This is a genomic window from Aneurinibacillus thermoaerophilus (assembly GCF_019603355.1).
Taxonomy (GTDB): Bacteria; Bacillota; Bacilli; order Aneurinibacillales; family Aneurinibacillaceae; genus Aneurinibacillus; species Aneurinibacillus thermoaerophilus.
In genome coordinates this window covers 513,633-536,554 of the sequence record NZ_CP080764.1, presented here as the reverse complement: position 1 = coordinate 536,554, position 22,922 = coordinate 513,633, and the positions used below count along the sequence as shown (strand labels likewise).

Here is a 22,922-nt window from a genome sequence, read left to right as displayed (position 1 = left end):
TCTACCACCATGCCTTTAGCGGTTTATACAAAGTATCTCCGATAAAATGCTTAATCAGTTTATAACACTCCAGTCGGATGAAATAGCGATATGACACTTTCCTTTTCAATGTTCGATGCTGCACAGTTGTTTCTAACTTCTTTTCCCATTCAGCCAAAAACTTCTTCCGTCCTTCTTCATTCAGGAACACGATGCCTTCCATCTCATCAAAGTGCTTAAGCGTAATTACTCTATTATTAACCAACGAAGCAATCAATGTGTCTACCAATAACGGCTTAAAAATTTCAGCTAAATCTAGACTTAACGAGAAACGCTTGCTGGAGGGCTCATGAAGAAAACTAATGGTAGGATCCAACATCGTCTTATACATTTCCGACAAAATCTCAGTATACATTCGACTATTCCCGAACGAAATTAACGCATTCAACGGATCAGTCGGTGGACGCTTCGTCCGCTTTTCAAATGCAAACTCCGGCTTCAACATCACATTAAATGCCTGATAATACTCTTGCCGAATACGCCCCTCAATCCCCATTAATTCCGGAATTTTCGCTGTATCCTCCAGTTTGGCAGCTTCTTTTTCAATTGCTCGTATAATTTCTTCTGTTTTTTCCTTATGCCGCCGCAAATTGCGCAGCATATGATGAATTCCTCCATACAAAAAACTTCTAGCAAGATACAGCCGCTTCTCCCTATTTAAATAATGAACACTCTGCTGAACCACTGTATAACCCGACACATTTTTCTCGCGTGGATAAAATGTCCCAACATAGTAATCATGATAATTATAAAAGTGCAAACAAACTCCATACTGTGCCAGCAAGTTGAGCAGCGCTGAATTTACGTCTACCTGCCCAAAAATATGCAAGTTTTCAATTTGTTCAATGGGCAATGATTTTTTCTTTCCTTCTGCGTCAACGAAATATAATGTATTATCCTTACGCTGCAATCTCCCGGTTGAAAAAATATAATGATCTTTTAACATTCTTCATCCCGCTCCATTGCAAAACAAAATTCATAGTATGCACATTTCGAACAATATCGCAGCTTTTTCAAACCGGGCGGCCTGGGCCGCTGCAAAATACGCTTGATACCAGCCAATGCTTCAATCACTTTTGCTTCCTCGGCTTCTGTAAGTTCAACAACTTCCGTATCTCGCTCTTTCGTATAGCTAATAAGACCTTTCTTTTCGACACCACGCTGCTTTAACTGATACAGGTAATACAGCATCTGCATTCGATCTGCTTCGCCCATTTTGCTGGAGATTTTTACTTCACGAACATATTCCCCATCAAACGCATCAATTTTAAACGTATCATCAATAAGAATTTCTTTCTGTTCGAGTTGTGGATAGGCACGCTCATGCAGCATTTTCCCTTCCATAACACGATCGTTAGTCTGTTCCATTGTGATCCCTTTAGAAAAGAGCCATAGCTTTCGCTGACATACGCTATAATAGTGCACCTGAAGTCCTTTGATATCTGCTTCCACCATCGGTCTCCCTCCATCAAGAGAACATGGTTATTTCTATGTCACTGACAATACCTCGCCCCTGCCTACTTTCTCTGTCAAATTCATATCCACAATGCAAAATAAAAATATTGTCTAATCCCGACAAAGTAGAAAGCTTATCTTCCGCCTGAAAACGATAAACTCCTATTGACTTTGCTTCAATTTTTCTACGAATCTCCTGACGCCGCTTCCAATCAACTTGACATTTCTCATACTCTTTCACTAAATCAAATATCTCATCAAAAAAACACTCTGGAATTACCTGAACCGTTTGAATATCCCGTAACTTCTTCTGTGCTTCCTGTCCTGTTACCTCATAAAAATCTAAAAAATCAAATTCATGAAGCGCCTCTTCAAACTCTCGCAAAAACGCTGTATTCGCCAGACTCTCTCGACTGTACAAACGCTGTACCATCTCAACTTTCGCCTGTTCATCAAGGATGCGGCCCTGATATGGCTGAAGTAAGGCGAGGCCCTTTTTTACAAGATCGGCATCATATATGTATCCAAGCCCTGCCACATCTTCTGTAAACACATATACATTTGGTTGAACCGGACTGCGCTTACCATTCCGATAGCACCGCCCTAACCGTTGGAAAAAGCTGTCCAATGTTGAAATTTCTGTGTATAAATAATCAAAGTCAATATCAAGACTTGCTTCTACCAACTGCGTCGTAACCCAAACCCCACTTCTCCGTGGTTCACCCGGTTTGGGCTTGTTGAACGATTTAATTTCTTCCTCCAGAAGTTTTCTGTCTTCCTGTGTAAATTGTGAATGCAACAAATATACGTTAGCTTCCGGATCGACTTTCCTCAGTTGTTCATACATCTTTACCGCTCGGCGCACCGTATTCACAATGACCAGCACTTGTGTATCTTTTGCCTGTTCGATGATTTCTTCCCCTACCTCTGTAATTCCCTCCTGACGCAGACAAATTCGATGCCGGGTAATATCCTGATTAATGAACTTTCCTACATCACTCTCCGTAATAATATTACGTTTTTTAAGTTCGTCCAGATAAATAGTAGGCAACGTTGCGGTCATCACCATAAATTTGCCACCAATTTTATGAATCATTTCCAATGCTTTAATAAGCATCGCGGCAATTTTAGGCTCATACGCTTGAATTTCGTCAATTACCACTTTGGCATTTGCCATGGCGGCCAGTTCTTTTTCAAATCCGCGATAACCAAATGGAAACTTCAAAATCTGATCTATTGTCGTCAACAATAGCTTGGACGATAAATGACGTGAATGGCGATAAATGTCCTCCCACTTCTCATCCAGCTCTTCTTTCTCTTGAAGGTAATCATTGCTAGTGGAGTGAAGCAGGCCCAGCGCTTCTGGGTGATAGTTAATTTCTTGGGGGCTGAGGATACGATCATAAATCGCATTAATGCTAACGCGCAACGGAAGGGTAAAAAACCCTTTATCTTCATTAATCCACAACAATGCAGCTTCTGTTTTCCCCATTCCGGTCTGTGCAATAACAATAATACTTTTATCTGTATTTGCTTCTGCAAATTGCTGCAACTCGTTTTTCGCATATCCTTTGTGCTCCATATACGCGGTTACCTGTGCTCCGATATGCTTATCCGCATGTAACTCGATATCAACACCCGCTGAAGCCGCATGATCTATGCGATGCACAAGCCCTTTAAGCAGCACATATTTATAAAAATCATCGTCGAACTGACTGTATCGCTTGGACAATCGGGCAATAGACTTATATGAAAACGTTTCTGGAATGTCCAATTTCATATGATCAATTAATTGTGGTAGATATGGGCGCATCTCATTCTCTAGAATTTCTTCAATTTTCTCTTTATCTGGTAGTTCACTTCGCTCATGATGGTACCCTACAGCATGAATTAACAAGCGACTTTCTTCTTTGGTTAACTTATATTTCTTAATAGGAATCATACCAACCGACAAATAGTTATGCGGCACAGAATATGTAATAGTATTTGGAAGTTTCTTCTCCCCTAGCTGTTTACGCAACCGATTTTGAAAACCGGGCCATGCTTTTCCTACATCATGATACTCTACTGCCAAACGTAACAATTTCCACATGCGTTCATCCATGTGGACAAAACGAGAACCATACGTACTTTTCAACCGTTCTAATTCAGCTACCAGACAATCCGTATGTTCACGGATTGTCTGGACAGGCTTGGTTTTGGCATAAAACAATGCCCATCACCCTTACTTACAAATTATAGAAAACGAGGTTGCCATCCTGATCCTGTAACACATCATCATCGGCATCAAATTCAAGACCTGAAACCGCTAATACATAACCAACATCAATTTTCTCCCAGCGGCGAATCCCGTTTTTGATCTCATACTTCCAGTTCAGTTGATACGGTACAGCATTTAGTTCCGTCTCCAATGAGTTGAGCACATCCCGCAAAATATAGGCATTATATTTTAAACGAATACGTTCCTCTATTTCCTTTACTTCCACTAGTTCATACTCATCAATCCGTACTAGGTCTTCCCAGCGTCCCAGACTCCAGTGAGTATTTCCGTTTTCGATAGCCGCAACAATAGCCTCCAATACTTCCGGTACTGCTTCCACATGAATTAATAACTGCACACCATACAGAAGATGCATATAGAGTGGCATTTTGGTCATGTGCTCATATTCATACGGTTTCGACGCTAATCCATCCAGTACAAGCGGAAACTCGGCTACATCTGTTTTCTTAAAAAAATAGTGTGCTTGATAGTCGACCATCTTTGCTTCGTATGTTCCCTGGATGCTGAGACGCATCGGGATAAACTCATTTGCTCCCAACATTGCATGCAACATACCCTTTACTGTTGCATATGGCGGCAAAGGATATGTTTCTCCTACTTTAAACGCCAGCGGCTTTTTATAACATGCCGTTTCTTGATATAGTTTCAACCGCAACGCCTTCATTGGTTATCCCCCATAAAACGCTGCAACTTCTTTTTGAATATGCTGAAAGAACGCCTCAATGGACACGACTCGATCCCCAAATGTTGTATGGTATTCCTCTTCATTACCAAATATGCCAGATACCATACCAATACGTGTCCGCTCGCCAACTGGTTCTCCGGCAAATGTTTGCTCCATTGTTGATTCCAGTGGCCTCGTGTCAATCTCCCACTTTTCACTGCTCTGTTTCAACTGCACTTTGCCAAGAAAAAATGGATTCGCCGCCTTATATACGCCGCCAATAACAAACAAAGGAGAGAGGCTTTCCTGACGACCACGAATATCACGATTTAAGAATTTTAATATTTCCAAAAATTGCCGCATCCTCTCTGCTTTTTGTTCATTAGGTAATTCTACTTCACCATCAACCCCGACACGGCTTAAATCGACTGTTACCGTATATGTATATAGACTAGCATGCTGCTCAATATTAGCCAGATTCGGCATTTGATCAATTCGGCTCGCAAGTCCCATATTATTCAGGAACTCTAAATCCCCTCTGTACGGTTCAAGCGAGATTGCGTGACTCAAGCGCACGACTGCCGGACGCTTTTCTGACTTTTGTGATGTTTTCAAGTAACCAAATAAATCCATTTCAACTGAATCGTTAATTGTAACATCTTTGCGAAACTGAACAACACCGCCTTTTTCTTTCGCTACCGTATCAAGATTCCAGCCATACCACTGGTTACCAAGTCGTACTATATCATAGCGAAGACTCTGGCGCGAAGCGAACGAATATACCTCCCCATTGGAACGATGAAGCTTTTTCAATTCGGAAATGTTAGCAATTCCTTCTCCGTAATTCAATGAATTCCCCTCAAACACAATGGTCATCGTTAAAGCCTGTGTCATACGCTTGCTTCCTCCCTATCTTTTTGTTTTTCATTTTCACTTGACAACATTCCGGCAATAAATGCGTTAGCCGCTGTCGTAAAATCCATTTCTCGTTCATGTATCGCATGTAAGAATACAGTCGGCACCGGCTTATCTACTGACATATACACACGCAACAGCGTGTCCATAAAACTATCTTTATTGTTCGCTTTCGTTGCATTCAACAGACGATACGCAATTCCGGCCACTTTCTTTCCTGCACTGGCACTGTATGTATCTTCGCTTTCTCGGGCTTTTCCCGCTTGCTCAAATGCTTTGCGAATGTCACGTCCACTATTAAAAAATGCCGCAACCCGATTATCCTGCTTTTTCATATCCTTCTCTCCTCTCTTATAGCATTCAATTCTATGCCGTTCTCTTACCGCAATATATACCCCAAGCCCGGAACCACCTTTTTTGATAACATGCCGCAAGTACTTAAAGATAACATGCTTCGTATCCATTCCCTGCAAAGCATTTCGGATAAAATGTTCCCGATATTCGTATGGCGAAATATGCTCCAATTTCTCCCCGTACTCTTGAAAATATTTCGCCAAATAGTGTGGAATATGATAGTAATCAAGCAACGTTCGTTTACTTTGATAATTAGCCGACATTTCAAGAAAAAACAGATGTTGCATAATATATTCACTTTCTTTTCTAATACCTCGAACTAGGCGGCTCACAATCTTTTCAAATGACTGTGACTGTTTTTTCAACTGTTTAAAATGTTCATTTTTCTGAAAAATTTCTTTAAACTTTTCATCTGTATGCACAAATCCCGCATACAATCGCACCTCGCCCTGATCATCAAACCCGTCTTTTCGGTAATACATCGTTGCCCCTAGCGGCACACAAAAAAGCACCAATTTTGCCAGCGAAGAAATAGGCAAAGCACGGTTCTTCTCTAAATCCCAGAAGAAGTTAGCTGCATTCTTACTAGATACCCCCAGCGGCGAAAACATCATCTCTTCAAAATTTTGAAAAGCAGGCTGTCCCGCGGCTAATGTACATTCCGGCACTTCTTCTTTCATATAATTGCGTATAAATATAATGTCTTTTTTCTTCCATGCCTTTTTCAATGTACGAAACGGCGAGTAATCCGCATGTTCATCAAGAAATGCCAGCACATCCTCCCCTGTTTCCGTCTTGTTAATAACTTCTAATAGCTGAATATCATTTTGTACAGGTAACACATAGTCTTTATAAAACAAATCAATATGCCCTGATAAATCGAGGCTATTTTTGGCTACATTAAGAAAAGAGGGCTGTCCAAAGAACGGAGATAAGATAACGCTCTTGAAATAATTCAACGTCAGCTTGTCGTTAATTTCTTTCTGTTTTACTACGTTATAATAATCATGGATGCATACTTGTAATTCTTCTAGTTGATCGTGGTGTTTTATTTCTTTGAGGCGGTTCTGGATGTCCTGCAAAGCAGCTTCTGCCGGAGTGTCTGTGAAATATTTGAGAATTTTCTTAGTGGAGTCAGCGATTGTTTTCTTAATAGATGCCAAAGCATCTGAGAAACGCTCTTTATTTTTTCCGTATTTTAGATTGTTCTTCAATCGTTCGTAGTCTCGTTCAGCAACGCTATATTCATCAATGAGGTATGAAAAAAAGATTTGCGGAAGATATCCTAACGCAACAGGCTCTATTTCCAGTCCACTGTCTGTTTCACGAACAGTCCCCCTGTGTTCGTCAGGAATTATGTTGTGTTTTTCACCATATATGTACAATCGCTGCAATCCGACCAACGCCATCGACATCAGCCAATCACTTGCATACAAGCGAAGTACCATACATTTCTCATCCCCTTATTACATCTACAAGTCCAAACCCTTGCCCTCTTCTCTTCCCCATGCCCAACTGATACAACAACTGCAAATCTTCCGGATGTCCTTCCAGTCTTAATTGTCCCTGATATGTTGTGAAATAAAGATAGCGATTCGGACCATGTGTTTCCGTAAATACATGATTGGATTCTTTAATAACCTTTTTTTGCATTGCCAATGGCGTAACAATCAAAGACTCCCGCAGTCCTTTTCCTCTATATTCACGTAAAATGGTATCTGCCATGTACGCAAAATGTTTGGCGAATTCCGGTCGTTCAGGCGAAACCGGCTTCCGATTTTCATCTTCAATGAGAAGCGGTGACTGCGTCTTTACAATAATTGATCGATTACGAATCGTTTGTTCTGGTAGCATCCGAACACGTCCCCGAATAAACTCATATTGTTTATATCGGAACCAGGACACTTTCCGCAGGCCGTTATAAAAATGGAGCATAAATTCAAAATCCGGAGAGCTAAAAGTAAGAACCAATTCATCAAGATAGATCTCATCTTCCGCAAAGCGAAAGTTTTTTAAGTACGGCGCAAATGTAAACGGCTTTAAAACAGCCTGATTTGTTTCATATAGCTTTCGATAGTACTTTTCATTCGCTTGCTGGAGGCATTCTTTGACAAGAGAGACAATAATCATCCGATAGGAAATAGGTATGACTTTTGTTTTTAGAGAAAAAACGATCCGCATATTCCCCTCCCTTTCTTTTAAAAGTTGTATTTTTTATATTTGAATTCTTATTAACTTTAATATACTCTCACAGGACTAACAAATCAAGTATATTTTACCTAATTTTATCATAAAAAAATCAGCACAAGAGGTTCTTTGTGCTGATTACAGCTTGTAGACAAAGTCTAACTTCCAGACAGGTCTACAAGCTAGCCATCAAGTTAAAAACATGATATAAAAAGACAAAAAATGACCATCCTTATTCATTGTGAATCTGAAAATAAAAGTAGTCTTTACTTTGCCTTTCCCTGCATTATCGTCTCAAGAAATAGATTGGATACCTTTTTTACATACGTTTAAACAAATTTTTTCTTCTGAACATGTAAATGAATGTGAAAGAAGCGTTACCCAGTATTTATCTCCACATGTTTGAAACATATGAAAAAATCACGGCCTTTTTCGATGATCTGTATGATCTCATGAGGAAAAATGGTAAAAAATCAAAGAGATATAATAAGAAAAGTCCTCTTAAGATTTCAGAAGCGTTGCCAAGTTGATTCGCGATAGGTTGGTGGATAACAGATAGGGGGCTCTTTGGCATGGAGAAAAATAGTGATTATAGATAAAGAATAGATAAAAGGTTCAAAAACTAAAAGCTTTTGAACCTTAACTTGATAGCCATGGAGTCACCCTCATTTTTTTATGTTAGATATGTTAGATAGAGTGACGAATAAAACTTTATTAATAATCCATGTACATATGACCTACGAAACTCCTATTTGATAATTATTAGATTTTTCTTGTACGCCCAAAAAATGTTACGGCCCGTTCGTCAATTTCAACGGTCTTATTCTCCTTTGGTACTAACAATGCTCCCTCATGAACATCGCCGATTCTCTCTTTATCGCCAAAGCCAATAATGACCCTTCTCGGTTCATCACGTTAATATTTCCCCCTAAAATTTCCATCGTCCGTTCGACGATTTCTTGCGCTAGCTCTTTCGTAAATGGATACAACGCTTCTCCCTTCTTCTTCACAATTTTTATAAATGCTTGTTTTTATCATCACGATTGTAGAACGACTATCGCACCGATGCCGGCATTTCGCCAATAAGATGAAATCATAAGTCCTTTTTAAACTCCTAAAGGAAATAATATCTATTCCACCATAATTAACTTATTATTCTAAAAAAATATTATTGACTTTACTTAATTATTTACTTTAAAATTAATTAATTATTACATATATTTCCATATCATTCATTTAAAAATATTTTGTCAATATAGAAAAGAAAAATTATTATAGTTGAATAAAGGAGGTTGTTTTATGTCAAATTCAAACAAGCAGAAAATTGTTTCAAGCGTTCCTCAACAAGGCTTTTTTGGCCATCCTAAGGGGCTGTTCACCCTTTCCTTTACCGAATTTTGGGAACGCTTCTCGTATTACGGAATGAGGGCAATCCTCGTTTTCTATATGTATTATGAAGTATCAAAAGGCGGATTGGGGCTTGATGAAACCACTGTTCTTGCTATTATGTCGATTTACGGATCGCTAGTGTATATGTCGAGTATCATCGGCGGCTGGCTGGCTGACAGAATATTTGGTACTTCTAAAGCCGTGTTTTACGGTGGAATATTAATTATGTTTGGTCATATTGCTTTGGCGATACCTGGAAACATAACGATGTTCTTCGTTTCCATGGTCTTGATCGTGCTTGGCACAGGGTTGCTGAAGCCTAACGTTTCCAGCATTGTAGGGGATATTTACAGCGAAGAAGACAATCGTCGCGATGCGGGATTCAGCATTTTCTACATGGGAATCAACCTTGGCGGATTCCTTGCTCCATTAATTGTGGGAACGGTAGGAATGAAATACAACTTCCACTTAGGTTTCAGTATCGCCGCTGTCGGCATGTTTTTAGGATTGTTAGCTTTTATTTTCACCAAGAAAAAAAATCTTGGCCTTGCCGGTACATTTGTGGCAAATCCTCTGTCACCGGCCGAAAAGAAAAAAGTTTTCACCTTGATTGGCGTTGGGGCCGCTCTTATTGCTGTCTTGATCGTTATCGCAATTTCAATGAATCTGCTGACATTTGATACCTTTATTGCTCTTGTGGGAATTCTCGGCATCGTAATTCCAGCGATTTATTTCATTGTTATGTACCGTAGCCCTAAAACAACAGCAATAGAGCGTTCACGTGTTATTGCTTATATTCCGTTATTTGTCACTTCTGTTATGTTCTGGGCTATTCAAGAGCAAGGATCGACCATCCTTGCCAATTACGCGGATAAACGCACACAATTAGACTTTGTGGGAATTCATATTTCACCTGCTTGGTTTCAATCATTAAACCCGTTATTTATTATCCTGTTCGCCCCTGTGTTTGCCTGGTTATGGGTGAAGCTCGGAAGCCGTCAGCCATCGATACCTAAAAAGTTCTCTTTAGGCTTGTTGTTCGCAGGCTTATCATACATTGTCATTCTTTTGCCAGCTTACTTTGGCGGCGACGATTCATTAGTGAACCCGTTATGGCTCGTTCTTAGCTATTTAATTGTTGTATTTGGAGAATTATGCTTGTCACCTGTAGGGCTATCGGCTACTACAAAATTAGCACCTGCCGCCTTCTCGGCGCAAACGATGAGCTTATGGTTTTTATCCAATGCCGCCGCGCAAGCGATTAATGCGCAAATTGTCAAATTTTATACACCTAAGACCGAAATGATTTACTTTGGCGTCATTGGCGGAGCAGCCATTCTCTTTGGCATTCTCCTCTTCGCGCTATCGCCAAAAATTGAAGGCTATATGAAAGGTGTAAAGTAAACTTTTATTTACAAGCGACCGTTGAGGATTTACCAAACACGGCTTAAAAATTTTTTTCGTAACTTTTTCTTCACTACCACCGATTTCTATAGTGAGAGGATTACCCCACCTCAATTAACTCCTGAATATCGATGTCTAACACTTTACACAGTTTCTCCGATGTTGAGAGGTAGACTCTGTCTACTTGGTCTGAACAAAGATGGCTGATATTAGGTCAATAAAGTAGACACAAAAACTTTTAGACTAGGCTGTTTTCTTGAAGTACATACGTTCGTATTCAGAAGGCGAAAAGTACTCTGTTGCCGAATGAATCAGTTTATTATTGTAAAAAATTTTAGTTAGTATACTCAAATAAGCTTTTCTTGGCTTTTTCTCTTGTTCTATATATATGTCTGCTGGTAGATGAACTCTCGTTTGAGAATGCCATGAAAGGACTCAATACAAGCGTTATCGTAACAGTTTCCCTTTCAACTCATACTGCAACGCATGCCGTATCGTATAAGGCGTGCCTGATATTCTTTTGAAACATACTGACTGCTTCGCTCGGAATGATGGAGAACAGTACCCTTCGGTTTTTGACGGATATAAGCTCAATCCAGTGCCTGAAGGACAAGCTCTTTCGTCATCTGGCTATCTACGTGCCATCCTACGATTACGGGAATATAAATCCATCACACTGGCTAAATAAAGCCAGCCTTCGCGAGTAGGAATGTACGTAATATCCGCTTCGGGAAACTTGAAACACCCGGCACATCTTCTCCACCCGAAACGTGTGGCGATGTTGATGAATAAAGGCAAAAATTATCGCTGGTCTTTGGCGAAGATGTGCATGGCCTTTTTTAAAAATAGCATTTTCTTCTTCTAGGTCACGAATTCGCTTTTGAAGCTCGGAGAGCTGGTGATTTTCGCTTCGGAATTTCTGCTTGCTATCTCAGGTTCTTGTTTATACTTCTTCACCCAGTTATTCATGTATTTTTACTAATTTGCAACTCTCCCGCTACTTGAATGACACCCTTCCCCTCTTCATATAATATAGCGAGCGGTTTGGCGTTTGAATTCTTCATCATATTGTCTTCTCATACGAACAACTCATGTATACATAATGTGTGTCCACTTTTTAGTCTAACATCAGATTAGATATCTTAGTAGTTTGATTTAGATCCCACTACGTTCAGATAAAACAGGTATTTCGTGAATTGCCGTATTTGCTCACAGTTGTTTTATATCCCACTACGTTCAGATAAAACCATACGAATCGCTAGGAGTAGAGTCGGACGAAGTAGCCTTTATATCCCACTACGTTCAGATAAAACTACGTTGTGATTTTATGTTTAAAAAATCCTCTCAACTTTATATCCCACTACGTTCAGATAAAACAGACGCTTTTCACTACGAAGTTTCCGTTCAGTTTGCCTCTTTATATCCCACTACGTTCAGATAAAACTTGGAGAATGTCTGCGCGAAGTGTCCGGGTTCACAGCTTTATATCCCACTACGTTCAGATAAAACTTCGTCGGATCACGCCGGATAAGTCCTTTCTTCTCCCTTTATATCCCACTACGTTCAGATAAAACTCTTCGTGGGAAATCTCAATATGTTCTTTCAGCTTTTGACTTTATATCCCACTACGTTCAGATAAAACGGAGTCGGTTTCTGATTCATTTCTTCAAGAAGCCTCCCTTTATATCCCACTACGTTCAGATAAAACTCTTTCCTTGAGCGAAATGTAATCGCCACTCAATGCTTCTTTATATCCCACTACGTTCAGATAAAACACAGCATTTCGAAACTCAGAAGTCTGAAAGGGCGAATTCTTTATATCCCACTACGTTCAGATAAAACCCACGAGCGCCGCTGAAAATACAAATACATATTCGACTTTATATCCCACTACGTTCAGATAAAACAAAAATTAGGAGAAAGTTTTAAGATTAAATTAACATCTTTATATCCCACTACGTTCAGATAAAACGGCAAAAAATAGTTCACCCAACTCATGACTTCACCGACCTTTATATCCCACTACGTTCAGATAAAACTATGAGCAAGGGGAATACTCCCCTCGCATTACACTACTTTATATCCCACTACGTTCAGATAAAACGCAATCTCATCGACCTTCGCTTTCACTCTTCCTTTACTTTATATCCCACTACGTTCAGATAAAACGAAATAGAGGCGTTGATATTTACCGGGGGTTTTATGACTTTATATCCCACTACGTTCAGATAAAACTGAATCTACAATGTTCCACTTCTCGGTAAATCTATCAACTTTATATCCCACTACGTTCAGATAAAACTTGGAAAACGTCTTGTCGTAATGGATGGCATCCCTTAACTTTATATCCCACTACGTTCAGATAAAACTGGGAAGTCCGGAAATACACTGACAGGTGTAACGAGCTTTATATCCCACTACGTTCAGATAAAACCTAGTCAAAATGATTGAAAAGGTTATTGCAAATTCCTTTATATCCCACTACGTTCAGATAAAACAGTGGGCGGAGCTGAAAAAGACACTGACGCAGGCAACTTTATATCCCACTACGTTCAGATAAAACACCAGCCATCAGCCTGCAGCGCGAATGCTACGCGCCACTTTATATCCCACTACGTTCAGATAAAACGCTAAGAGCCGTTATAGCAGTTACTGCGATTCCTATCTTTATATCCCACTACGTTCAGATAAAACGGTTCAACGAAGACGGCTCGTACGTGTATAACTACAATACTTTATATCCCACTACGTTCAGATAAAACCTACAGCAATTCGGTCAGATGGCGCGGAAATTCGATGCTTTATATCCCACTACGTTCAGATAAAACCTTCCGGGCATCTTCCTCTGCACGTAACCGCTGCAACCTTTATATCCCACTACGTTCAGATAAAACCTCGGTTCATTGCGTCTTTCGATAGTCCCGTTTTCTCGCTTTATATCCCACTACGTTCAGATAAAACCCTACCAACACCGAGCTAAGAGTGGCCAAAGAAACCTTTATATCCCACTACGTTCAGATAAAACTAGTAAAGGGGGATGGTGTATTGTATAGATAAAAGAGGACTTTATATCCCACTACGTTCAGATAAAACCGGTATCGGAGCAGGCTGAACGTTCGGACTCGGGGAAACTTTATATCCCACTACGTTCAGATAAAACTTTAAGCATGTTAGAGACAGCTATACGCATATTATGCTTTATATCCCACTACGTTCAGATAAAACTTCCTTTTCGTACATCGTGATAACGGTTTTGAAGTCGACTTTATATCCCACTACGTTCAGATAAAACTTCGTGCCGCATGACTTTTCGGAAGAGGACGAATACGCTTTATATCCCACTACGTTCAGATAAAACTCATACTCCCTCACACGAAGAGGAGGCGAAAAAGACTTTATATCCCACTACGTTCAGATAAAACTCTGGAGTCGGAACCGGCTCTGGTTCGGGAACTGGTTCCTTTATATCCCACTACGTTCAGATAAAACTTGGGCGGTATGGCAGGCAAAGGGTTTGGGCTTGTAGCTTTATATCCCACTACGTTCAGATAAAACCAAGCGCACCACCAATGGCTGTCGCCGCAACTGAAAACTTTATATCCCACTACGTTCAGATAAAACCAAAAACCCGTGTTTATATGATTGGCCACGAAGAACGTCTTTATATCCCACTACGTTCAGATAAAACCTAGTTCGATTAGCGCGGTGCAAGGTGTAGTTACAACTTTATATCCCACTACGTTCAGATAAAACCCCCTGCTCTGTGGTAAAATATTCTTGTAGGCAAGAACCTTTATATCCCACTACGTTCAGATAAAACGCTGTCCTGGTCGATGTATATTAGCTTGTTTTCGCCCTTTATATCCCACTACGTTCAGATAAAACATACGAATCCAAACTAGAAAAATCGTACGAAAAACGAAACTTTATATCCCACTACGTTCAGATAAAACGGAACGCTCGTAAATCTGGATTTTTGGCGTACTCTTCCTTTATATCCCACTACGTTCAGATAAAACAGATTAAAACATAAGTTTAACGAAATTTTAACGAAACTTTATATCCCACTACGTTCAGATAAAACATTAAGATGGTGATTCAGTCCGTTTGGGAAAGTATAACTTTATATCCCACTACGTTCAGATAAAACTGGCCTTGCTTCGACCCTTGTTGTGACGGTTTTGGTTGCTTTATATCCCACTACGTTCAGATAAAACTCAACTACAAGAACAACAAAATGAGATAAGAAGTGACTTTATATCCCACTACGTTCAGATAAAACGTTTACTTCGATGACGGAACGGTATTACTTGATAAATTCTTTATATCCCACTACGTTCAGATAAAACCCTAAAAACCAAGCAGCCAAAATCCTTTATTTCTCAAACCTTTCACGTTCCAACAAATCAACCAAAAATCATTTTTTGCAGTAAACCGGCAATTCTATTTTCATACTCTATAAAAAAAAGCACGAAAACCTTATCACACAAGGCTTTGTGCTTATTCTACCAAAAACTATCTTCACTGCAAACTACCCATTCTCTTCTAAATTAAATTCACAAGTATTGGTTTCGGATTAACCCCCATTACTTGGACACAAACAACCTTATTCATCCTTTTTCGTAAAATTCCTCGCTTATACTCGCACTTCTCTAATTACGAACTTACGTTCTGTTTGAAGCGCATAAAACTCTTGTGGAGCTAAATCGCAAATGCTCGAATGGATTCGTCTCTCGTTATAAAAGCGGATATCTGTTACAACTTGATACGACTCTGCATAGGACATAAACTCATAACGTGCCAGACATTCATCTTCCAGGATGCGATGAAACGCTTCGATGTGCCCATTCATATTCGGTGTTCGTGGTGGAATACGCTCATGAACAATTCCAAACGTTTCACATGCTTGTGTAAAATGATGAGACGTAAATTGCGGGCCATTATCGGAACGAAGAACGGGAAGCGTATCTATTCCAAATAATTGCCGTTTAAATAATGCCTGTTGTATCGTACGACTCGCATCCTTTGCCTCACAGGACAGACCCATATGATACGCAATGACCGAACGGTCATATACGTCCAGAACGGACTGGATGAAAAAGAAGCGGTCTTCTCCAGCGATATACCCGTATTTAATGTCCGTTTCAAACAATTGATTCGAGCCGGTAATAATGCGGTTTCGTGCCAGCTTTTTCGGGTACGAATCCCGTTTTTGGCGCTGTGGCCGTAGAATATCCATCTCCTTGCATAATCGGTACACTTTTTTCTTGTTGATACAAAGCCCGTATGTCCGACGTAAAAAGACGGTCAGTTTACGGTACCCATAGGCATAGGCTTCGCCTTCCATGCCTTCCATCAACCATTCTTTGATCTGTTCATCGGACACTTTTGTGCCGTCCTGCTTTAGGGAATAGCCCGGTATGGCTCGTCCCTCACTTTTCACTGGTTCCACGTTCTGCCCTTTTCGTTTTCGATGGTAGTATTATCAAATCACGTAAAATCGCAAGTTCTAATGCCTGTTCGCCAAGTAACCGTTTAAGTTGTTCGTTTTCTTTCACAACTTCTTCGGCATCAAGGACCGGAACCATAGAGAAATCAATTTCTCCATGTTTTCCGCTCTCGAACTCTCGCTTCCAGCGCCCCACCATGTTAGCGGATAACTCATAACGGCGGGCAACGGCTGCTAAATTACCGGTCTCTTTCGCTTCTTTCACCACTTGTTTTTTGAAATCAATGGAATACTTTCTTCTTGTCATTGATGTCTTCCCCCTCTGTCACTATAAGTGTAATCAAAATACACCCTTAGTGTCCAACTTCTCTAGGGGGCTAAAGAGGTTTTAGAATACGATATAGTAGATTGGTTGATAAATATTCCTCGATCTGCTCCTTACTAAGTCTGATGAATGTTTTGCTTTGAAAAGGATTTACGTTTTGTTCCAGACATCGTTTCCATGAATAGTATATTAGGGGACGAATGGATGGGCTTGTATTGTTTCCAGAAATAAATTGTTCCCATTCATATTCAAGCTTTGCTCGTTCTAATTTAGGACTAGCACACGCATCTAAAGCAATTAGATGATCCATAGCTATAATCCTCCGTAAAATGTAGTAGGTATCCACTAGTGCTATATGGGAAGTTTTCTATACTTTTTATTATAATTATAATGGTAATTTTGGTAATATTTAAACTGTTTCATCTTAAAAAAATGTTTTATATAAGTCTTACTTGAAAAATCGCCATCCATTTGTGGTGAAGGTAAGAAGCTTGGAAAACATGGCTGGATTCTGGTCTTTTGGTAGGGTTTCTGCATAAACGTAGCTGAAAAATTATCACAGAATTTTAGAATAAGAAATCAATTAAGTGAAAACGGAAATAGAACCCTCATGTACACAAAAAGAGCTGTGAAATACTCATAGCTCTTTTTTGGTGATAAATGGTGTTTTGGAAAGAATCCCTCTACAATTACAAGCAAAGGAATTCTTATATATTTTCCAATTTCCTCTTTATTGCAGTCGGACGCTATAATACCTCATAGCTTCCAAACTGCCTATTACTTCAAAAACATTTTGACTTATCAGCATTCTAAGTCGATATTCCAGAAATTCATCACCGACATATTGTTCCAGGCTCCCTAAAGCTTCTCCAATCACTCTCGCTGCTTTCATGAAATTTTTTTGCTTCTGCTTGTTATGAAACTTCTGAGCCGCCTGGATAATATATGAGTCACACCACTCTTCTGTAACACTCTCCACGCATCCATTTTTCCAAATACGCAATACTTCCCGCGTATCAGCAAGACGAAGCCATTCTTCAACAAGCCTGTCCCGGTTCTGAATTGTTAGTGGCTGAATGAGCCTATCTATTTCATCATATATAGTCTGCAATCGTTCCGTGCTAATTTCCCCTGTATATAAAGACCTAGTATCCTGTCGATTGAAATGCTGTTTATAGGCTTCTGCAGTATTAATAATAGTAATCGTATTTATTTTCTCTCTTAACAGATACAAAACGAATCGGAGTCCAGTTTGCTCATGGGCGTTTTCTCCTGTCCAAATTGTGACGGGCACATCCGAAGGAATCGAGTAAATTTCATTGAGGGCGGTTTGAAAGTGCTGCATATAATGCGTGCTGTCTCCTTCGTTGTAGCGAAAATGCTCTGTAAACCACTCTTTTCTCGCCTCCCTGCCTTCTTCAGTGTGCAATTGCCATACAGGACCAATAGAAAACAGGTCAGAAAACGTAATCACTTTCTCTTCTCCACTTACCCCTGACTCCTTAAGTACCATTCGTAGAGATCCAGAAGCAGAAACACCAAAAATAATATGTACTTTTTTGTATGGCTTGTTTTCTTCGTTATGCATCTGATTGACTTTGTAATTCAGAATTTGCTTATATGTCTTGCTCATATCAGTAAAAAATTGTTCTTGGCTGTATTGCGTTTCTTCCACCAGATTCATTCTCAAGAATATATGGTACAACAATGTTTTCGCTTCTTTTTCTGGCAAATCATCTATTATTTTCTTTAGATTTTCTATCATTGTTTTATCATTCCTTTCTATATCGCAAAAACTATCATATGTATTATAATATAAGATCAGGGGATATGTAATAATTATCCATCATTTTCAAAAAAGGGATATGATCAGTATCAGTTGCAGATTGAAGATTTTCTGGCAAAGTTACGTTCACCATTTCAGCTGTTTTTGTATAAAAAGGGGCAATTGAACTTCCTGCATATAATATAATCACTATACCGGATAAAAACAAACGAATTAATTTTTTCTTTAAATAAGGAACCGCCATTGGTACGAGAAAGATAAGCGACGCTAAGTCGACAAATGGAAGGACTTTGTTTCCTGGGAGAAACACAGCTAAAACAAGCGCTCCTGGAATCAGTAGTAATCCTGTTGCTAATACAGCTGGATTTCCAACTAGTCAGGTGGTGTCCAGTCCAATATAGAAGGGAAGCAAAGAAGCGATTACAGATATCGTGATGCTATTTGTCACAGTGTGCACAACGCCGCCTGTCAGCATGAAATGCCAATAATTAAAAATATCAATGTTTACAGTTTTCGTAAGCTTTAACAATAATAGAATTACATTTAAAATAATCGCTCCAAAAACAACAAACGGAACAATCGGAGTTCCCCAACCGATCGTAGCACCGACTGGCCATCCGGGATCAGCAACGGTTAACTTTAGCTCAAAACGGTTAACCATTGATTCTGCGGCAAGATCAAGAATATCTAGTAATAAGCCAATGACTAAATTAATTCCTACAAACCCAATCTCAATTAACATCGCTGCTTTAAAAGCTTGACCAATCTTTACTTGAAAAACAATTCAAGAATAAAGAAAATGATCGGCATCATCACAGAAGGTCCTAATTGTATTAACGATTCGATTATTGTCATTTGAGCCCCTCCTCCTTATTTGTCGTAAACATTCGTAATTAAACGACTACATAAATAACACTCACCTCCTAAAAAAACAAAAAACCCTACAAAAACCTAGCTTAACAACGACTAGAGCTCTGTAGGGTTTCGCTTATTCACATAACCCGTATAAGCTATTTTGTTTTCCAAAGAGCAGGATGACTCGTTGTAACCCTTTTTATTCCACAATCAAACAATTCTGTTATCATTTCATTCGTAGAAATATATTCATCTCGTGACATTTTTTCGTGAAACCTTGTAAATTTCCAATGTGTGTTTCGGACAATAATACATAAGGTGATTCACTTTTAAGCGCTTTAAGAAAATTTGTAAGCTCCTGTACTGAGGGAATAATCGTATTTATTGTTAATTGTCAAATGTATTTTGCCTTTTTAGGTGTTAGTAAAACCCAACCGACTTAATATTAGATACTACAAGCACGCTTTTGCTAAGCCCCGACAATATCTTCCGAATTCTTGTTAATCTCGTCGATAATGCGAATAATTTTCCGCGCATCGTCCATGTTATCTTTAAAAAGTTCGACAATGCCGCCTGCGGTTTTAAATGGTTCTTCCTGCAATACTTTTTTATCCATGACTCCGTTTCTAACGAAGTAATCAATAATCAGTTTGACGAAGCGGCTTTGGTTGATGTTAAGTCGTTCACTAGATAAAAACTCGGAAAAGGCCTCATTAGCCGCTTGCGGGTCAAGACCAACAATTTGACGAACAAGTTTCGTCACTGGTGTTTCCCCAAACTCTTTTTGATAATCTTCCTTTGTGCCAAGCTCGTTCCATAGAATCTCTTCTAATGCTTTTAAATCTTGGGCTGTTAACTTTTTGTTGTTTCTTAATTTGTAAATTGCGATTTGGTCACGGTGTTCATGAAGGTAATGGTGAACTTTTTTTCGATAGCTTTGCAGGTCATTGACATCAAACATCGGGCCGTTTTCTTTCACTTCTAAGATTTCGTCTTTAAAGTTCGTGTAATAAATTTTTTGCGTCTCTTTTTCAAGGAATTTGACTAAATCACGTAACGCTTCGCGAACAGTTTCTAATTCAAAAATATCAGCTTCGCTCCAAAACTCTTCTGTTTGTACTTTTTCAATGATATATTTTTGTTCTACCACTTGAGGAATTGAACCAAGCCTGGATAACGCTTCGGCGGTTCGGATGACGCTTTTAATCGGCTTTGTCGCATTTTTTGTTTGCAGTTTTGCCAACTCAATCGTGTACATAAGTAAATCAAAACGTTTCGCAAATTCGTCATCGTTCAGCGGAACAATGAGCGGCGAGATGTATTTTTTGATCTCATTTACATCCATCGCTGCTAAAGAGTCCCACTTGGCTCTATTTTTAAACTTGTGCACATATTGAATATGTTGGCGTACACGGAAGTTTTCTTCGTTTAGCTTATTGATTTCGGCTAGTACCTCATCAATGAATTCATTGCGATGGGCAATATACTCTTCTTCTTGATATTGTAAATGTTGCAGTTCTTTAATGATTTCAACTTTAGAGTTAAACAAACGCTCCGTTAAGCTTTCCACCGCTTTTCCTTCGATCCCTTTTGGGTTTTCTCGGAAAAACTCGAAGTTGCCGCAATAGTCGAAAATGAGGAAGTGGGTTTTATCTTGATCGATTCCTAATAAGTCTTTACATAAGCGGGTTCCGCGCCCAATCATTTGCCAAAACTTTGATTTGGAGCGTACTTTCTTGAAGAACACAAGGTTCACAACTTCTGGAATATCCACTCCAGTATCAAGCATATCGACCGATACGGCAATTTGCAGCAGTTTGTTGCGGTCAGAAAAATCATCGATTAACGTTTGGTAATAGTTCACACTGTAATCAATAACTCGTGCGAAGCCACCTTTGTACTCAGGAAACAATTGATCAAAGCGCTGTACAATTCTTTCCGCGTGACGATGGTTTTTCGCAAAAATAATCGTTTTGCCAAGTTTGTCTCCACCTTCAACGCGAATTCCTTTTTCCATCAAATTTTTAAGCACGGTATCGATCGTATCGTCATTAAACAGCCATTCATTTAATGCCGCGCTGTCAATATCCTCGCCTACTTCATCATCAAACGTTTCTTCGTATCGTTCTTTTTCTTCCTCAGATAAGTCATCATAATGAATACCTTCTTCAAGAAACTTTAGTTTTGTCTCAATCGTACGATAATCAACTAAATATCCATCTTGAACCGCTTGATCTAATTCATAGGCATAGGTCGGTACACCGTTTTCTAAATCGAACACTTCATATGTATTGCGGTCAATTTCGTCCTTCGGTGTTGCGGTAAGCCCGAGTAACATCGCATCAAAATAGTGAAAAATCGCCCGATATTTTTTATAAATGCTTCGATGAGATTCATCGACGATAATTAAATCAAAATGCCCAACCGTAAAGAGACGTTTTCCGTCTTTTCGTTTCGCTTCGTCAATCGCGTTCATCATCGTCGGATAAGTCGAAAACACCATCCGGCTTTCTTCCGGATTATCTTTATTATCAAGTAAATTACAAAGCGTTAAATTCGGCAGCAAATGACTAAAATTATTTTTTGCTTGCGTTACAAGCGTTTTGCGGTCAGCTAAAAACAAAATATTTTTCACCCAATTGTGGCGGGTGAGCACATCAACAATCGAAATCGCCGTCCGTGTTTTGCCGCTCCCTGTCGCCATGACAAGCAATGCTTTGCGCCGTTTTTTCTCAAGGGTGTCACATACGGCTAAAACCGCTTCTTTTTGGTAATAGCGGTTTGTAATATTGTCATTGATTTTTACATTTTTTAACGGCAAATTCATTGTGCGGCGATCGATCAGTAAGCGTAACTCTTCTTTATTATAAAAACCGGAAATTTTCCGCGCCGGATAGTTCAGATCATCCCAAATGTTCGTTTCAAAACCGTTTGTATAGAAAATAATCGGGCGTTGGCCGTACATTTTTTCGATGCAGTCGGCATATAGTTTCGCCTGTTGCTTTCCTTTGTTCGGGTCAGCGGTTGTTCGTTTCGCTTCGATGACCGCAAGCGGTTTGCCGTTGTCGCCAAAAAGGACGTAATCGACATAGCCGATTCCTTCCTGATTCGGCATGCCAACAACAGGGTATTCAATGACAACATCCTTTTTAAATTCCCAGCCTGCAAGCTTCAAGTCCAAGTCAATATATTTCTTTCTTGTTTCAAATTCGCTTGATTCATCGACTTGGAAATCGTACTCTTTCGTGTTCGCTTCCCGTTTGGCTGTGAGAAGAGCGCGCAGCTGTTCGTTTTCTTTCATCATCTCTTCAAGACGCTTGTCTTTCGAGCTTAGCCGTTCGTATAAATCCTTTAATTCTTCCGGACGCTCACGCTTTTCCTCGCCGATTTGCAGCAATGATTCATCAAAGTCAGCAGCAGTATATTCATCGGAATAACAATAATCAATCCAAGAGACGAACTGATGAAGATTGTGAAGGGAAAGAATTGCTTCTTCTCTCGTAATCATCGAGTTCGTGTGAACTGCGACATTTCCAAGTTTGACAATGTAACGCAATAACGGTAATAAATCTTCGTCAATGATCGACAAAAATCCATGATGATGAATCAAGCTTGAAAGGTTGTCCTGATAAGGAGCTTTCAAGGCGCTGTCAAAGCTGTATACCCACTTTACCGCAAGTTCCAGCGCGCGGCGCGTCAAAATCGCACACGTCGCCGGGCTGACAATCAAAGCTTTTTCGGCTTCTAGACAGGCATTCGTAAAGCTCTCATAATGTGGCTTCTCTACTAAAAAATGAAAATTGGATAGCAACAAACACC

General features: G+C 39.6%; 15 protein-coding genes, 2 pseudogenes and 1 CRISPR repeat array. Of the genes and pseudogenes, 1 reads left to right on the top strand and 16 read right to left on the bottom strand.

All coding sequences use genetic code 11. The annotated features are described in order from the left end of the window. Nucleotide 1: 1 nt before the first annotated feature. The 8 genes and pseudogenes from cas1b to K3F53_RS02885 form a co-directional block, all read right to left on the bottom strand. On the bottom strand, nucleotides 2–985 hold the full coding sequence (gene cas1b / locus K3F53_RS02920) for a type I-B CRISPR-associated endonuclease Cas1b (protein ID WP_057899891.1): 984 nt from the start codon (nucleotides 983–985) through the stop codon (nucleotides 2–4). After that, the gene (gene cas4 / locus K3F53_RS02915; protein WP_057899892.1) at nucleotides 979–1,494 is read right to left on the bottom strand and encodes a CRISPR-associated protein Cas4; all 516 of its coding nucleotides are present in this window, start codon (nucleotides 1,492–1,494) and stop codon (nucleotides 979–981) included. Before cas4 ends, cas1b begins: the two co-directional genes overlap by 7 nt. Before the next feature lie 13 nt (nucleotides 1,495–1,507). Further along, a complete protein-coding gene (locus K3F53_RS02910) occupies nucleotides 1,508–3,706 on the bottom strand; it encodes a CRISPR-associated helicase/endonuclease Cas3 (protein ID WP_057899893.1) in 2,199 nt (732 codons plus the stop codon). 16 nt (nucleotides 3,707–3,722) lie between these two features. Continuing rightward, a complete protein-coding gene (cas5b, locus tag K3F53_RS02905) occupies nucleotides 3,723–4,439 on the bottom strand; it encodes a type I-B CRISPR-associated protein Cas5b (protein WP_220559322.1) in 717 nt (238 codons plus the stop codon). 3 nt (nucleotides 4,440–4,442) lie between these two features. Continuing rightward, nucleotides 4,443–5,333, bottom strand: coding sequence for a type I-B CRISPR-associated protein Cas7/Cst2/DevR (gene cas7i, locus K3F53_RS02900; protein WP_220559321.1), 891 nt, complete (start codon nucleotides 5,331–5,333; stop codon nucleotides 4,443–4,445). Continuing rightward, entirely contained in the window at nucleotides 5,330–7,156 is a 1,827-nt protein-coding gene (locus K3F53_RS02895; protein WP_220559320.1) for a Cas8a1 family CRISPR/Cas system-associated protein, read from the bottom strand. The genes cas7i and K3F53_RS02895 overlap by 4 nt, the downstream gene beginning before the upstream one ends. A gap of 7 nt (nucleotides 7,157–7,163) precedes the next feature. Then, complete coding sequence (gene cas6 / locus K3F53_RS02890) at nucleotides 7,164–7,889, bottom strand: CRISPR-associated endoribonuclease Cas6 (RefSeq protein WP_057899897.1); 726 nt, start codon at nucleotides 7,887–7,889, stop codon at nucleotides 7,164–7,166. A 768-nt stretch (nucleotides 7,890–8,657) separates the two neighbouring features. Beyond that, a pseudogene (locus K3F53_RS02885) lies at nucleotides 8,658–8,836 on the bottom strand (sugar diacid recognition domain-containing protein). 358 nt (nucleotides 8,837–9,194) lie between these two features. Here K3F53_RS02885 and K3F53_RS02880 point away from each other — a divergent pair. Further along, nucleotides 9,195–10,688 (top strand): peptide MFS transporter, encoded by a 1,494-nt coding sequence (locus K3F53_RS02880; protein ID WP_220559319.1) that lies wholly within the window; start codon nucleotides 9,195–9,197, stop codon nucleotides 10,686–10,688. 100 nt (nucleotides 10,689–10,788) lie between these two features. On the opposite strand, the gene K3F53_RS02875 is transcribed toward K3F53_RS02880, so the two are convergent. From K3F53_RS02875 to K3F53_RS02845, 8 genes and pseudogenes are all read right to left on the bottom strand, one after another. Continuing rightward, complete coding sequence (locus K3F53_RS02875) at nucleotides 10,789–10,896, bottom strand: helix-turn-helix domain-containing protein (RefSeq protein ID WP_246615708.1); 108 nt, start codon at nucleotides 10,894–10,896, stop codon at nucleotides 10,789–10,791. Nucleotides 10,897–10,931: 35 nt separating this feature from the next. After that, a pseudogene (locus K3F53_RS19870) lies at nucleotides 10,932–11,768 on the bottom strand (IS3 family transposase). A gap of 73 nt (nucleotides 11,769–11,841) precedes the next feature. Continuing rightward, nucleotides 11,842–15,037: direct repeats of the CRISPR family, unit length 29 nt; unit sequence CTTTATATCCCACTACGTTCAGATAAAAC. A 287-nt stretch (nucleotides 15,038–15,324) separates the two neighbouring features. Next, entirely contained in the window at nucleotides 15,325–16,140 is an 816-nt protein-coding gene (locus tag K3F53_RS02870) for an IS3 family transposase (protein WP_220559318.1), read from the bottom strand. After that, nucleotides 16,121–16,444, bottom strand: a complete 324-nt coding sequence (locus tag K3F53_RS02865) for a transposase (RefSeq protein WP_057899899.1) — start codon at nucleotides 16,442–16,444, stop codon at nucleotides 16,121–16,123. Before K3F53_RS02865 ends, K3F53_RS02870 begins: the two co-directional genes overlap by 20 nt. A 748-nt stretch (nucleotides 16,445–17,192) precedes the next feature. Then, a complete protein-coding gene (locus K3F53_RS02860) occupies nucleotides 17,193–18,227 on the bottom strand; it encodes a DUF1835 domain-containing protein (RefSeq protein WP_220559317.1) in 1,035 nt (344 codons plus the stop codon). Between the two features lie 43 nt (nucleotides 18,228–18,270). Then, nucleotides 18,271–18,582, bottom strand: a complete 312-nt coding sequence (locus K3F53_RS19265) for a PTS transporter subunit IIC (RefSeq protein WP_343211541.1) — start codon at nucleotides 18,580–18,582, stop codon at nucleotides 18,271–18,273. A 42-nt stretch (nucleotides 18,583–18,624) separates the two neighbouring features. Next, nucleotides 18,625–18,990, bottom strand: a complete 366-nt coding sequence (locus tag K3F53_RS19260; protein WP_057899902.1) for a PTS transporter subunit IIC — start codon at nucleotides 18,988–18,990, stop codon at nucleotides 18,625–18,627. A gap of 582 nt (nucleotides 18,991–19,572) precedes the next feature. Next, complete coding sequence (locus K3F53_RS02845; RefSeq protein WP_220560721.1) at nucleotides 19,573–22,914, bottom strand: DEAD/DEAH box helicase family protein; 3,342 nt, start codon at nucleotides 22,912–22,914, stop codon at nucleotides 19,573–19,575. Nucleotides 22,915–22,922: the final 8 nt, after the last annotated feature.